The organism is Anaerostipes sp. CAG:276 (assembly GCF_000432215.1).
In the GTDB taxonomy this organism is placed as follows: domain Bacteria; phylum Bacillota; class Clostridia; order Lachnospirales; family Lachnospiraceae; genus Anaerostipes; species Anaerostipes caccae.
Map to the genome: position 1 here is coordinate 61,041 of NZ_FR889176.1, position 13,265 is coordinate 74,305.

Consider the following 13,265-nt stretch of genomic DNA (forward strand, 5'->3'; position numbering starts at 1 on the left):
TCCCTGCAGACTGATAGTATCTCAGCAGCCGCTCATATGCGGCTGCCTGATCCGGTTCCCGATCCGCCGCCAGCTCATAATATCGAACTGCTTTCATCGAAAATCTGCTCCCCGCCTTTGACCGTTCTTCTTCGGCTTTAGCTAGCAGCACAGCATATGCAGGCTGCTCTTTTTTGTATCCGGACTTCCAGCAAACGCCTGCCGCAAGAATCAAAGAAACTGCTGCCCCAGCCCAGACAGCGGCCCGCTTTCTTAAAACTCTCTTAAGCCCGCGTCTCACTTCTGATACTGTCTGATAACGGTCTTCCTTGTCCGTTCGTATACACTTTTTCAATACTCTCGCAAATCCCCTGGAAAACCCATAGTTTTTATCATCTTCCCATGGTTTTTTACCAGGGTGATGCCCTGTAACCATGTGATATAGGGTCATGCCAAAACTGTAAATATCACTCTGTTCATCTGCATATCCGAGTCCGTCCATCTGCTCCGGTGCAGCATATCCGCAGGTCCCCAGCTTTTGATTCCCGTCCTTCCCCAGAACTGCCGTGCCATAGTCGATCAGAAAGAGCCTGCCTCTCCTTGTGATTATCAGATTGGATGGTTTAATATCGCAGTGGATCACCGGCGGAGATCTCCTATGAAGATAGTCTAAAATATCCAGCAGCTGTATGCCCCATACAGCTGTCCGGCGTTCGGGGATCTTCTCATGAAGCCTGATATACTCTTTTACTGAGATGCCCGGAATATATTCCATAAAAAGATCTAAGTGTCCGTCTTCCAATCTCCGTCCAAGATACTTCGGTATCCCCGGATGACATAATGACTCCAGTATACGCGCTTCCCTGATCCCTTCCAAGAGCCGGCTTTCAAACCTTTTAACCGCTGTGTAGCTTGATTTTTCTTCATCCCAGGCTAAATAGATCTCTCCCTGTCCTCCCCTCCCCAACTGCTTTAAAAGTATACAGTTTCCTGCACAATCTCTGTCCATGTCAGGAAACTTTTACGACAATGCATGATAAGTTGTCCAGTTCCCCTCTTTCTTTTACTTTGTCAAAGCACTCTCTCACCCATCGTTTCATCTCATCTTTGGATGCTTCCACTTCGTAAATCTCCTCCTCCCTAAGCATGCCGTAGAACCCGTCTGTACAGAGCAGAAATTCCATCCCCGGCTTAATTTTCCCGTTGTAACAGTCAATGGTGATCTCCTTTGTAACGCCAATACACTGCATCAGAATATGTTTTCTGGCATCTGTCCTCGCTTCCTCTATGGTCAGCAGTCCGCGGCTGACTTCTTCCTGGACCAGGGTATGATCCCTGGTGACATACTTCTGTTCCCGGTCAAACCAGTAGGCTCTGGAGTCACCGATGTTCAGAACAAAAAAACGGCGGTCTGCCGCAAAAAGAAGCGTCAGAGTACTCCCCATGGTGTCCCCGTATTCCCGGCTCAAAAGGATCAGCCGGTGATTGATCTTCTTGATGGCAGCCACCAGTTCCTTTTGAATCCTCATAATCTTCATCTTTTGTTTGAGGAGGACCGGGAGTGTGTGGGTAAACCATCGGTCCAGCGAACCTACAATATAACCGCTTGCGATCTCTCCTCTGCTGAGTCCTCCCATACCGTCGCACATAGCCGCCATCAGTATCTGCTGTCCGCAGATCTCCTCTTCTTTCAAGAGATAAGAATCTTGATTGGAATCCCGGCCATTGCCCATATCTGTCATATCTACAATTTGAAACATAATGTAAATCCTCCTTTTATTTCCATTTATTAATCTCATTATACATATTTTTCCAGCACCAGTCAATTTATTTTTAAAAACTAATTGACTTTTTTTCCGGTTTATTATACCATTGTACTAGATACTTAATACAAGAAAGCGAGGTTTATTATGGCATGGGAATTATCTGATGACCGGCCGATTTATCTTCAGCTGATGGAACATATTCAAGGCGACATCCTTTCCGGTGTCTATCCTCTCGGAGGAAAGCTGCCTTCCGTCCGGGATCTGGCGGCCTGTGCTTCTGTGAATCCGAATACAATGCAGAAAGCACTGTCCGAACTGGAGCGCAGCGGCCTGCTCTATTCCCAGAGGACCAGCGGACGCTTTGTCACCGAAGATGAGCAGCTGATCCAGTCACTGCAGGCTTCGATTGCCGAAAAGGAAATTGCGGAGTTCCTGAAGAAGATGGAACGATATGGTCTGAAAAAAGAAGACATTATCAAACTAATAAGATAGCAATGAGAGGTATGTATATGAATTATATTCTTGAATGTAATAATCTTTCTAAGGTCTACTCAGGTTTTTTAGCCTTAGACAGACTCAACTTAAAAATTCCCTCCGGACGTATTATTGGTCTTTTAGGCCCCAACGGAAGCGGCAAGAGCACACTGATCAAGCTGATCAACGGCCTGCTGACAGCAACCGAAGGAGAGATCCTGTTTGACAGTCAGCCCCTGGGCATCCATTCCCGGGAACACATTTCCTATCTCCCGGACCGGATGTATCTTCCGGAGTGGATGAAAATCCATGAAGTATTTACCTACTTTGATGATTTTTATAAAGACTTCAACAAAGAAAAGGCGCTCTATATGCTGAAGGATCTTGGTATTGACGAAAATAAGCGCCTGAAAACATTGTCTAAGGGAACAAAAGAAAAAGTACAGCTCATCTTAGTCATGAGCCGGAATGCAAAATTATATCTTCTGGATGAGCCGATTGCCGGTGTAGATCCTGCTGCCCGTGATTATATTTTGAAAACGATTATTTCAAACTACAATCCGGATGCCAGCCTGATCATTTCCACCCATCTGATCAGTGACATCGAAACCGTCCTGGACGACGTCCTGTTTTTGCAGAACGGAAAGATCACTCTGTCTGCAACCGTCGACCAGATCCGGGAAGAGAAACAAAAATCTGTGGACCAGTTATTCAGGGAGGTATTCAAATGCTAGGAAAACTACTGAAATATGAATTGAAAGCCACCGCCCGGTATTTTGTGCCTCTGCTCGCAACATTCGGCGGGATCACACTGTTATTTAAACTGTTTATGATGATGATCGGGTTCGGCAATGATCCGCTGCGCATGACTTTCAGCATTTTTATTGTAACCATTTATGTGGTGGCCGTGATCGCTCTGTTCCTCATGTGCTTTATTATATCTTTTTACCGGTTTTATAAGAACTTTTATACCGATGAGGGATACTTAAGCTTTACGCTTCCTGTTTCCGTCAACCTCCAGATCCTGAGCAAACTTCTGATCAGTATCTTCTGGGTTGTAATCTCCTCCGTCGCCTTCATGTTCTCTATTTTTATTTTCCTGGCAGGTACGCCATACTGGACTGATTTCTGTCAGGTGCTGTCCCTTTCATTCCAGGAATTTAACAAGATTGACCCGGGAATCAGATTTTTATTTATCACCGAGACTTTGTCTGCATTGATATTGAATGCCATATCATCACCATTGTTTATTTACCTTTGTATTACTATCGGAGGTCTTTTGCCGAATCATCGTCTGGGAGCATCCATAGGAACTTATTTCCTTGCAACTGCGGCGCTTTCACTTGTGACCAACATCTTCTCGTCCATCTTCCCGAACTTCATGAATTTTACCGGACTTGAGGAATTCTGCTACTATCTGATGCCTATGATGATCATCGGCAGCATCATAGAGATTTTCGTCTGCTTCTTCCTGACAAGATATCTCATGGAAAGAAAAACAAATCTCTGATCACACTATACTAAAAAGCCGGCAGGAAGTTTAATCCTGCCGGCTTTTATATTTTACTAATCACACTCTTACGATTCTTCTTCTCTGACCATCTCAAGGTCTGCTTCCATGACTTTGATATCTCCCCGGATCTTTTCGATCAGATTAAACAGATCAATATATTCCGCTTCCGGATAATCCATATGAGACTCAAAATACTGCCGTCCAACCTGCTCATACAAATCATTTAATTCACGCTTTGCAACTCGGATGTCATTTTTAATCTTTGCCGTATCCGCTACTTCCCTTGCTTTTTTCGCCGCTGCTTTCCCAGTAGTCGTTATGGTCTGCTCGATCTTATCAAATAAATCCTTTGGCATAATTCACCGTCTCCTCACATACTTTTTCTTAAATTATACCTTAACACGCGAAGCGTGTCCACCCGTAGGGTATAAAATACGGGATGCCCTGTGGGTATACCTTAACATGCGAAGCATGTCCACCCGCAGGGTCTGAATTACGGGATGCCCTGTGGGTATACCTTAACACGCGAAGCGTGTCCACCCATTGTAATTTTATCTCTGGGGCATTTCAAAGCCTTCCAAAGCTTTGTTCAGATAATCATTAAACGGTTTCATCTTACGAAAAACGTCCACTGCTCTGTCCAAAAATTGTTCCTCATTCAGGAGTTCCTCGTCTTTTATGAAATATTCCAGATACCAGCTTTTATTCTTCAGATATTCGGCCTGCGGATGATCCTTATCATAGCCTGCAGGCACATTTTTCAGCGCCGTGCCCTTTACAGCAAAACAGCTCTGAAACTCATCAGACCCGATGATTTGTTCCCACTCCTCAGGATGTTTTGAGAGATAATCCCTCACCATCCTTGTAGCGTCTTTAAACATATCCGCAAATAAACCTCCGCCTAAAAAAGACTGATCCCCCGGCCGGATCATAATATAATATCCGACGGGAACCGGCAGTTTGCCTCTTGATGAAATGTGAGCGCGGAAACAGGGATTATACGGAGACTTATCACGGCTGAACCTAGTGTCCCTGACCAGTTTGAATGTGAGTTTTTTAGGAATATTCCCAAGGATGCTGCTGTCATTTTCCCCGATTCTCAAAATCAGCTCCTGAATAAGCGACTCAAATTCAGCATTGGCCTCTCGGTACTCTTCTTTATGCTCATGATACCACTCCCGGTTATTATTCCGGCTGAGTTCCGATAAATAATTTAAAATCAGTTCCATATTCATATCTAATACCTCCTCACGATTCTTTCACGACAGAAAACGAAGCAGAATCCAGAAACTCCCTGATAAACTGTTTCATTTTCTCCGGTGATCCATAGGATTTGCAGAAAGAAAACTTCATTGACAAGTCGTCAATATCTTCCATAGCATCCTTTACATGAAACATTGTCTGCTCTGAAATTTCATTTGCCGCCGTATATTGAAGCCTGCCCGGGTCCAGACGGTGATTCTTTATGGCATAGTTGAGCCTGTCTCTGCACCTGCATGTCCCCCGTCCAAATTCGCCGCAGTAGTGATCGAGGAAATCTGCCACTTTGCTGCGTATCCTGGAAAGTCTCTTTCGGTATGCTTCCGGTGTCAGGCCAAGGATATCACCTGCGATACGGCTGTCCAGTTTAAACATTGTCCCCAGAATAAAAATACATCTGCTCTCGCTGTCCAGACACTGCAGCAGCACATTGGTACATGACATTTTCAGTTCCTCTTCTAAAATAGATTTCTCCACATTCTGTGTCAGATCAGGAATATCGCGGATCTGAGCATTTTCAATATCATCCCCGTAAAACTCCAGGCTCAGAGGACTGTTGGCAAACATATGTTTTTTGTAATCTTTCAAATGATTTACCGCTATCCTGTAGACCCATGTAGAAAAAGCACTCTCTTTTCTGAACGATGACAAGTGGGTGATGACTTTCACTATGATGTCCTGTGACGCATCCTCTGCATCCGCGAAAGTCCCAAGCATCCTGAGAGAAAGATTGAAGATCAGGTCCTGTACGCTCATGATCACTGTTTCCAGAGATTTTTTGTCTCCGTCTACGGCTCTGCCGATAAGCAGTTCAAGTTGTTGATTTGTTATCTTATCCATAAATTTTACCTCCTGCTGTATTAGACTACAAAAATACTTTTTTGTGACAAAAAATACGGCAGAGAATTTAACTCTGCCGTATTTTAATCATCTTTATCTTAAATATTCAGGATTTTTTTCACTTCTTCTTCCATAGCCGCCGTCTCACAGACTGTGTCGTGGAGGATCGGAGCCGTCCTGATCTCCTCGATGGCATTCGGAACAGCCACACCGGAAATTCTATGTAACTCATCCACTAGTTCAAAATCAGACTTTACATCATATTTTGGATCGATGGCATTCATTACGCTTCTGGTAAACTTATACGGGCTTGCGGTGGAGGCTATGACTGCCGGTGTCTTATCACCGCTGTCTTTCACATATTTGTCATATGCCACGGATGCCACTGCCGTATGGGTATCCAGTACATAATGTTCTGACTCATAGACCTGTCTGATCTTCTCCATAGTCTCTTCTTCTGTGGCATAGGCCCCGAAGAACTCTGTGAGCTGGTCTCTCATCTCCTGTGTGATCTCATATGCACCGTCTTCTGTCAGGGCATTCATAAACTTCGCACACTGTTCGGCATCATTTCCTGTAATTCTGTAAATCAAACGCTCCAGATTGCTGGAAATCAAAATGTCCATAGAAGGAGATGATGTCACAACAAACTCACGCTTTCTGTCATATTCTCCGGTCTGGAAGAAATCAAACAAAACTTTATTTTCATTGGACGCACAGACAAACTTTCCGATCGGAATTCCCATCTGTTTTGCATAAAACGCTGCCAGAATATTTCCAAAGTTTCCGGTAGGCACTACGACATTCATCGGATCTCCTGCCTTTACTGCACCCTTTTTCACCAGATCCGCGTAGGCTTTTACATAATATACGATCTGAGGAACCAGACGTCCGATGTTGATTGAGTTTGCAGATGAAAACTGATATCCGTTCCCATCCATCACTGCGGCCAGTTCCCTGTTGGAGAACATCTTTTTCACTCCGGTCTGGGCATCGTCAAAATTACCTTTGATGCCGATAACGTAAGTGTTTTCACCCTTCTGAGTCAGCATTTGCTTTTCCTGAATCGGGCTGACCCCGGATTTCGGGTAAAAGACAATGATTTTCGTTCCCGGCACGTCTGCAAAACCGGCCAGAGCAGCTTTGCCCGTATCTCCGGAAGTGGCTGTCAGGATCACAATTTCATTTTCCACATGATTCTTCTTTGCGGAAGTAACTAAAAGATACGGGAGAATGGAGAGAGCCATATCCTTGAATGCGATGGTGGAGCCGTGGAACAGCTCAAGATAGTATACGTCCCCTGCTTTTACGATCGGGGCGATCTCCTCTGTGTCAAACTTACTATCATAAGCATTGGCAATACAGGTTTTTAACTCTTCCTCTGTAAAATCTGTGAGAAATTCCTTCATAACCGCATACGCAATGTCCTGATAAGTCATTTCTTTCAAATCTTCTACCGAAACCTGAAGCTTTGGAATAGAATCCGGCACAAAAAGTCCTCCGTCATTCGTCAGTCCCTTAAGGATCGCTTCAGAAGCAGATGCTGTCTCTTCCCTGTTTCTTGTACTACGATAAACTAAATTCATAATTACCCGCCTTTTCCCTGGTTTATAATCTGCAAGGCCGTAAATGAGGCCTATTTTTTCTTTGGCTATGATTATAGCATACTTGTGAATTGCGGTCTAGCACGAAATACTGTACATTCTGCCGTTTTTTGTACCGCTCATCCCTGCAAACCGCCTACTCTTCCATGACATAAGCAAGCATCAGTTTCACTCCGCTTTCCAGTGCCTTTTCATCCATATCAAATCTGCTGTGGTGATTGGGAAACTGATCTTTACCCCCGCCCACAAATGCAAACGCTCCCGGAATCGTCTTTAAATAGTTGGAATAATCTTCTCCGAGCATCATCGGAGGCACATGCACAAAATCTTTCTCGGAAAAAATCTTTCCTGCTCCCCGCATGGCTCTCTCCACCGTCGGTTTCCCGTTGACCAGAGGCGGATGGCTGGACGGCGGATAATCTACGGCCGCTTCTCCTCCCAGCTGACCGGCTGTTCCCACGGCGATTTCGATGACCCGTTCCTTCACCATTTTTTCAGTCTCTTCCGAAAATGTCCGGACTGTTCCCTCGATTCTGGCAGAGCCGGATATGACATTCCTGGCTGTACCTGAGATCATCTTTCCCACGGTAACTACAGCCGAGTCCAGAGGATCGGTATTTCTGCTCACGATCGTCTGAAGGTTCATGACTGTGGCCGCAGCGATTACCGATGCATCTGTACAAAGATGCGGTTTTCCGGCATGACCGGATTTTCCTCTGATGTCTATAGAAAACCAGTCCGTGGCAGCCATTCTCGGCCCCGCCTCCAGAGAAATCTTCCCGGCTTCGATTCCGGAAAAAATATGGAGTCCGAATATTTCTTTTACGTCTTCTAAAAGCCCTGACTCCAGAACCAGTTTTGCTCCCTGGGCAGTCTCCTCCGCTGGCTGGAAAACAAGAAATACTTTTTTTGATAATTCCTTTTCATGCTTTTTCAGAATACCGGCTGTGCCCAAAAGAATGGCTGCATGCCCGTCATGTCCGCAGGCATGCATATATCCCTGATGTTCTGACCCAAAAGAACATCCTGTCTCCTCTTCTACTTTTAATGCATCAATATCGGCCCTTAGTGCAGCAGCTTCCCTGCCCTTCCCGATCTCCGCCACAATGCCGGTGGGATACAGCGGCTTATAGGATATCCCCATGGCATCCAGCTGCCGCTTGATATAGGCTGTAGTCTCATATTCTTCAAAAGCCATCTCCGGACATCGGTGAAGATCCTGCCTGTACTTTACGATCTGCTCTCTGGCCTGGTTTACTTCCTGAATGATATTCATTTTCTGCCCTTACCTCTTTCCGAAAACATTTTTGATCAGATAAATAAGAAGGAGGATCATAATGATCGGTCCGATAAACCGCAGCGCTACGGCGAACATACTTCCAATCAGTATGATGACAATGATCACTGCTGCCAGACATCCAATCTTCGTCAGAAAAGAATCAAACACAAAAACTTTCGGAGAACCTTCCTCTTCATTCACCTGCTCTTCATAGGTATCTTCATAATAGATCTGCTCCCCGCCCTTTGTCTCGATAATGGATTTTGCAATCAGCCTTGGGCTGCCGAGTTCTTCCAAGATCTCCTGCTCGCTTCTTCCATCTGCCTCCTGGCGGCTGAAGTAATCTCTGTAATAGGAAATGGAATCCTCAATTTCACTCATCGGCACCTGTCCCTCCAGCGCTTCCCGGAGTTCCTTTAAAAACTCATATTTCGTCATTGTATGTCTCCTTTAGCTTCTTTCTCTTTCTGAATTTTAATACAGGACCTCTGCCTCACTGAGCACACAGAAACAGCCGTCTTTTACTTCTGCCGTACTAATGGAACAATTCTTCAGCTTGGGCCCCTTCCAAAAATCTCTCACATCTCTCTTATACATGTTTGTCAGCATTCCGTGAATAAACGCCCCATGTGTAAATAAGATCACACTCTCTGCTTCTTTTTCCATCGGGAGAATAAATTCCTCCAGAAATATTTTCGACCGCTCTACGACCTGTGCCGGGGTTTCCGCACCCTCGATCAGCGTCATCTTATGCGGACGGTCAAAAAAGTCCAGAATGGGTTCTTTTTTTTCGTATAATTCATTCAGATCGGCCCCTTCATACGGTCCAAAATTGGCCTCTTTCAGGCGTTCGTCCTCGATGAGCGGGATATCTCTTCCCGCAAGTACGATCTCTCCTGTCTCCCTGGCCCTGCTGAGCGGACTCGTATAGGCTGCGTCGAATCTGAAATCTTTCAGAGCCTCACTCGTGAGCCTGGCCGCCTCTCTGCCTGCCTCATTCAAATCAATGTCCGACTGTCCCTGAATTCTGCGTATTTTATTCCATGAAGTTTCTCCATGCCTCATCATGTATAATTTCAATAAGATTCCTCCTCACCTTAATTTTAATATTATATCCGTCAAAAACTATTTTAACGTATTTACCGGCTTTACACCATAGCCTTTTCTGGACTTTTACAGCCTCACACTGTATGAACCGTCTTCAGACATACACAGATTACAATAAATTCTTAAAAAACTATAGCATTTTTATCTTATTTTGCTATACTAAGTGTATGAAATGTTACCTATCCTAAAACGATACGGAATAAATCAAGAGAGGACAACTTATGAAGATTGAAATTGGAGACAAGATCACCCTGTCAGAAGAGGTTACTGACGAACTGACTGCCGCCCACTGGGGGAGCGGAAGCCTTCCTGTGTATGCCACACCTGCCATGACACTCCTGGTAGAAAGAGCTGCCGTAAAATTATTAGAGGGAAAGCTGGATGAGGGCATGACCACAGTCGGCACCAATTTAAACATTTCCCATGTGTCTGCCACTCCCGTAGGGTGCCAAGTCACCTGCCAGTGTCACCTGACAGAGATCAACCGGAAGAAATTAGAGTTTCAGGCGGAAATTATGGACAATAAAGGCCGGATCGGCATCGGCACACACGAGCGCTATATCGTGGCCGCAGATTCATTTTTAGATAATGCAAAACAAAAATTAAATTAAACATTCATCAAAAAACGTCAATCCTTAAGTTCGGATTGACGTTTTATTATATTCTGTGATAATTGTCTTAAATCTTAATGTTTTCCTTTTAAGATCGGAGATATCCTCTTATATACCAAAAATGTAATTACAACGCTGAACATTCCTTTTACGAAGGTAAACGGCATGTTAAACCAGATCAATGCATCCCATAAGTTTCTGACATTGTGGTTGATCGCCTGGTAAGCTCCGATAATTGCTTCCATCGGCATGAAGTTTTCATAGACCGGATAGACGACAAAATAGTTGGAAAACACACTCACCACTGCCATTATGACAGCACCTGTCAGGGCACCGATCAGTGCTCCTTTCTGTGATTTGTTTCTCTTGTAGATCAGACCTGCCGGAAGTACAAAGCAGACTCCAAGAATGAAGTTGGAAATCTCCCCTACTCCGCCGGACGTAGTGTGCAGAAGATTTACAATATTTTTAATGAAGCACACTGCGATGCCTGATACCGGCCCCATGGAAAATGCGGCGATCAGAGCGGGAAGTTCTGAAAAGTCCATCTTAATGAATCCCGGCATGATAAACGGCACGCTGAATTCAAAAAACATCAGAATTGCGGCCAGCGCTCCAAGCATGGCGGTCACCGTGATCTTTCTTACATTTACTTTACTCACTGCTGCTGTTTCATTCATCATTTTCTTTCTCCTCCATTTAACAATTCTTTTATTCTGAGGGGGATGTCTGATCCAACCCTGCAAAATAAAAAATGCCCTTGTCACCAAAGACAGGGCTGTGCTGAACGATACAAAAATACCGTCCATGGTTACTTCTTTCATCCAGACTATACTGTTGGTTTGAGATTCACACTCAATCGGCCTTTCGGTTCGCGGACTTGCCTTCTGCTCTATAAAAAAGGATCACCGCCAGTCGAGAATTGACGCTTTAAAACGTCTCACTCTGCCCTGAAGTTGGAGAATCATTATTCTCTACTTCGATATGCAATTTTATACTATGTTTATTATAGACAAATTTTTCCCGTTTGTAAAGGCATCTTCAGGATTTTTTCGGGTACACACCGTTTTGCCTTTCCTTCTTTACAGCACTGTGAACATTTGGTAAACTTATAACAATCGGCTTTATGAGCCGTCTACATACAGATTGAGAAATAAAGGAGAGATAAGATTATGGGTATGCATAGAATCAATAAAATGCCGTCTCCTGAGGAACTCCAGCAGGAATTTCCTTTGAGCGGAGAGGCACGGCAGATAAAAAAGGCAAGAGATGAAGAAATCAAAAAGGTCTTCACCGGGGAATCGGAAAAATTCATCGTAATCATTGGTCCCTGCTCTGCCGACAACGAAACAGCGGTGATGGACTATCTGGGACGCCTGGCCGGCGTTCAGGAAAAGGTTTCCGACAAGCTCCTGATGATCCCAAGGATCTATACAAATAAACCGAGAACAAACGGCGCCGGATACAAGGGAATGGTCCACCAGCCGGACCCTGAGAAAGCTCCGGATATGGCCGCAGGTCTCCGTTCCGTGAGAAAACTCCACATCGACGCTCTGGAAGCATTCCATATGCCTGCGGCTGATGAGATGCTTTATCCCGGAAACTGGCCCTACATGGAAGACATTTTGTCCTATGTAGCCGTAGGCGCCCGTTCCGTGGAAAATCAGCAGCACCGTCTGACCGTCAGCGGTTTCGACATTCCCGCAGGAATGAAAAACCCAACCGGAGGCGATCTCACCGTGATGATGAATTCTATCGTCGCCGGACAAAGTTCCCACAATTTCATCGCCAACGGCTATGAAGTAAATACAGACGGAAATCCTCTGACCCATGCGATTCTCCGCGGCTCCGTCAACAAACACGGCAACAATGTACCGAATTACCACTATGAAGATCTGGCAAGAGTTGCTTACATGTATGAAAAATTCGGCCTTGCGAACCCGGCCGTCATTGTGGATGCCAACCACTCCAACTCAGGAAAACAGTGGGATCAGCAGCCAAGGATTGTCCAGGAAGTCCTCCACAGCCGAAGCTTTCTCCCCGAGATCAATTCTCTCGTCAAAGGCATCATGATCGAAAGCTATATCGAAGACGGCAGCCAGCCGATCGGAAACGGCGTGTACGGCCAATCCATCACAGACCCCTGCCTTGGATGGGAAAAGACAGAGGAATTACTTTATAAGATGGCTGAACATGTTTAAGATTCCGGGATTGACATAGCTCTCTAAAAAGCATCCCAGCACCAGCAATATCAGTTCCAGATGAATGGAAAACTTTTTTAAGAAGGAATGACCTGTATCAAAGGTTATTTCTTCTTTTTTTTCATCTCTTACATTTCGCTGATACAGAAGATACATGGAACCGCCGTAACAGATATAGTGCGGAAACAGGCTCAGTATCACAATCAGCAGACCTGCGATCCCTAAATTCATTACCTGCAGAGACAGGATCGAACCCAGAAAAAAAGAAAGACAGAAAAGTCCGCCGTATAAAAGCACCACCGGCTTCAAAATAAAACCGATCAGAAATAAAATGCCGTACTGCTTTCCCCTCTTAAATAAAATATAGGGCAGAAGGCTGCTGCCTGATATGTAAAGTCCTTTCCCGCTGAGGACAAGGGAATCCATCTGTCCCCCATACTCCAGATAATCCTTATACACTGCATTTGTAAAAAGGCTTCCCAGCACAAGGCCGGTCAGCACGAACACACCGATGAAAAATTTTTTCCGCTCCATCTAAATTCCCTCCCAGATATCATTTGCTCCGCGGATATAAAAAGGTAGCACATAAAATTATATGTGCTACCTTTTTTCTTTATGACACCCGGTATTT

General features: G+C 44.8%; 16 protein-coding genes and 1 riboswitch. Of the genes, 5 read left to right on the top strand and 11 right to left on the bottom strand.

Annotated elements, in window-relative coordinates; all coding sequences use genetic code 11:
• Together QVP35_RS02300 and QVP35_RS02305 are read right to left on the bottom strand one after the other, a co-directional pair.
• Positions 1–988, bottom strand: a 988-nt coding sequence (locus QVP35_RS02300) for a serine/threonine protein kinase (RefSeq protein WP_288187732.1), incomplete at its 3' end; no start/stop codon positions are given.
• A 1-nt stretch (position 989) separates the two neighbouring features.
• The gene (locus QVP35_RS02305; protein ID WP_009288993.1) at positions 990–1,739 is read right to left on the bottom strand and encodes a PP2C family protein-serine/threonine phosphatase; all 750 of its coding nucleotides are present in this window, start codon (positions 1,737–1,739) and stop codon (positions 990–992) included.
• 150 nt (positions 1,740–1,889) lie between these two features.
• On the opposite strand from QVP35_RS02305, the gene QVP35_RS02310 reads away from it, so the two are divergent.
• The 3 genes from QVP35_RS02310 to QVP35_RS02320 are packed head-to-tail and all read left to right on the top strand — an operon-like array spanning position 1,890 to position 3,729.
• Entirely contained in the window at positions 1,890–2,237 is a 348-nt protein-coding gene (locus tag QVP35_RS02310) for a GntR family transcriptional regulator (RefSeq protein ID WP_006566419.1), read from the top strand.
• 17 nt (positions 2,238–2,254) lie between these two features.
• Positions 2,255–2,953, top strand: a complete 699-nt coding sequence (locus tag QVP35_RS02315) for an ABC transporter ATP-binding protein (RefSeq protein ID WP_022260755.1) — start codon at positions 2,255–2,257, stop codon at positions 2,951–2,953.
• Positions 2,947–3,729: a hypothetical protein gene (locus tag QVP35_RS02320; protein ID WP_009288995.1), complete on the top strand. Its 783-nt coding sequence runs from the start codon at positions 2,947–2,949 to the stop codon at positions 3,727–3,729. The genes QVP35_RS02315 and QVP35_RS02320 overlap by 7 nt, the downstream gene beginning before the upstream one ends.
• Before the next feature lie 68 nt (positions 3,730–3,797).
• Here QVP35_RS02320 and QVP35_RS02325 read toward each other — a convergent pair whose 3' ends face one another.
• From QVP35_RS02325 to QVP35_RS02355, 7 genes are all read right to left on the bottom strand, one after another.
• Positions 3,798–4,088, bottom strand: a complete 291-nt coding sequence (locus QVP35_RS02325; RefSeq protein ID WP_006566422.1) for a hypothetical protein — start codon at positions 4,086–4,088, stop codon at positions 3,798–3,800.
• Between the two features lie 195 nt (positions 4,089–4,283).
• Positions 4,284–4,967: a DUF2461 domain-containing protein gene (locus QVP35_RS02330; RefSeq protein WP_022260756.1), complete on the bottom strand. Its 684-nt coding sequence runs from the start codon at positions 4,965–4,967 to the stop codon at positions 4,284–4,286.
• Between the two features lie 13 nt (positions 4,968–4,980).
• A complete protein-coding gene (locus QVP35_RS02335; protein WP_009288997.1) occupies positions 4,981–5,832 on the bottom strand; it encodes an RNA polymerase sigma factor in 852 nt (283 codons plus the stop codon).
• Positions 5,833–5,930: 98 nt separating this feature from the next.
• Positions 5,931–7,418 carry a threonine synthase gene (gene thrC, locus QVP35_RS02340; protein WP_009288998.1) on the bottom strand — a complete coding sequence of 496 codons (1,488 nt, stop codon included), beginning with the start codon at positions 7,416–7,418 and terminating at the stop codon, positions 5,931–5,933.
• Between the two features lie 154 nt (positions 7,419–7,572).
• On the bottom strand, positions 7,573–8,712 hold the full coding sequence (locus QVP35_RS02345; protein WP_009288999.1) for a M20 metallopeptidase family protein: 1,140 nt from the start codon (positions 8,710–8,712) through the stop codon (positions 7,573–7,575).
• A gap of 9 nt (positions 8,713–8,721) precedes the next feature.
• A complete protein-coding gene (locus QVP35_RS02350) occupies positions 8,722–9,153 on the bottom strand; it encodes a DUF1700 domain-containing protein (protein ID WP_006566427.1) in 432 nt (143 codons plus the stop codon).
• Between the two features lie 36 nt (positions 9,154–9,189).
• Positions 9,190–9,795, bottom strand: coding sequence for a histidine phosphatase family protein (locus QVP35_RS02355; RefSeq protein ID WP_009289000.1), 606 nt, complete (start codon positions 9,793–9,795; stop codon positions 9,190–9,192).
• A gap of 248 nt (positions 9,796–10,043) precedes the next feature.
• Here QVP35_RS02355 and QVP35_RS02360 point away from each other — a divergent pair, with 248 nt between their 5' ends.
• Positions 10,044–10,433 (top strand): thioesterase family protein, encoded by a 390-nt coding sequence (locus QVP35_RS02360; protein WP_006566429.1) that lies wholly within the window; start codon positions 10,044–10,046, stop codon positions 10,431–10,433.
• 74 nt (positions 10,434–10,507) lie between these two features.
• Here QVP35_RS02360 and QVP35_RS02365 read toward each other — a convergent pair whose 3' ends face one another.
• Entirely contained in the window at positions 10,508–11,116 is a 609-nt protein-coding gene (locus QVP35_RS02365; RefSeq protein ID WP_009289001.1) for an ECF transporter S component, read from the bottom strand.
• A gap of 125 nt (positions 11,117–11,241) precedes the next feature.
• Positions 11,242–11,395, bottom strand: a riboswitch (FMN riboswitch).
• 210 nt (positions 11,396–11,605) lie between these two features.
• Between QVP35_RS02365 and QVP35_RS02370 the strand changes: the two genes are divergently transcribed.
• The gene (locus QVP35_RS02370; RefSeq protein ID WP_006566431.1) at positions 11,606–12,634 is read left to right on the top strand and encodes a 3-deoxy-7-phosphoheptulonate synthase; all 1,029 of its coding nucleotides are present in this window, start codon (positions 11,606–11,608) and stop codon (positions 12,632–12,634) included.
• Here QVP35_RS02370 and QVP35_RS02375 read toward each other — a convergent pair.
• Positions 12,605–13,168 carry a hypothetical protein gene (locus tag QVP35_RS02375; protein ID WP_006566432.1) on the bottom strand — a complete coding sequence of 188 codons (564 nt, stop codon included), beginning with the start codon at positions 13,166–13,168 and terminating at the stop codon, positions 12,605–12,607. The genes QVP35_RS02370 and QVP35_RS02375 overlap by 30 nt on opposite strands.
• Positions 13,169–13,265 lie beyond the last annotated feature (97 nt).

Excerpts from the sequence above, each read along its gene's own strand:
- QVP35_RS02305 (WP_009288993.1), bottom strand. The coding sequence starts at position 1,739 with ATGTTTCAAATTGTAGATATGACAGATATGGGCAATGGCCGGGATTCC.
- QVP35_RS02310 (WP_006566419.1), top strand. The coding sequence starts at position 1,890 with ATGGCATGGGAATTATCTGATGACCGGCCGATTTATCTTCAGCTGATG.
- QVP35_RS02315 (WP_022260755.1), top strand. The coding sequence starts at position 2,255 with ATGAATTATATTCTTGAATGTAATAATCTTTCTAAGGTCTACTCAGGT.
- QVP35_RS02320 (WP_009288995.1), top strand. The coding sequence starts at position 2,947 with ATGCTAGGAAAACTACTGAAATATGAATTGAAAGCCACCGCCCGGTAT.
- QVP35_RS02325 (WP_006566422.1), bottom strand. The coding sequence starts at position 4,088 with ATGCCAAAGGATTTATTTGATAAGATCGAGCAGACCATAACGACTACT.
- QVP35_RS02330 (WP_022260756.1), bottom strand. The coding sequence starts at position 4,967 with ATGAATATGGAACTGATTTTAAATTATTTATCGGAACTCAGCCGGAAT.
- QVP35_RS02335 (WP_009288997.1), bottom strand. The coding sequence starts at position 5,832 with ATGGATAAGATAACAAATCAACAACTTGAACTGCTTATCGGCAGAGCC.
- thrC (WP_009288998.1), bottom strand. The coding sequence starts at position 7,418 with ATGAATTTAGTTTATCGTAGTACAAGAAACAGGGAAGAGACAGCATCT.
- QVP35_RS02345 (WP_009288999.1), bottom strand. The coding sequence starts at position 8,712 with ATGAATATCATTCAGGAAGTAAACCAGGCCAGAGAGCAGATCGTAAAG.
- QVP35_RS02350 (WP_006566427.1), bottom strand. The coding sequence starts at position 9,153 with ATGACGAAATATGAGTTTTTAAAGGAACTCCGGGAAGCGCTGGAGGGA.
- QVP35_RS02360 (WP_006566429.1), top strand. The coding sequence starts at position 10,044 with ATGAAGATTGAAATTGGAGACAAGATCACCCTGTCAGAAGAGGTTACT.
- QVP35_RS02365 (WP_009289001.1), bottom strand. The coding sequence starts at position 11,116 with ATGATGAATGAAACAGCAGCAGTGAGTAAAGTAAATGTAAGAAAGATC.
- QVP35_RS02370 (WP_006566431.1), top strand. The coding sequence starts at position 11,606 with ATGGGTATGCATAGAATCAATAAAATGCCGTCTCCTGAGGAACTCCAG.
- QVP35_RS02375 (WP_006566432.1), bottom strand. The coding sequence starts at position 13,168 with ATGGAGCGGAAAAAATTTTTCATCGGTGTGTTCGTGCTGACCGGCCTT.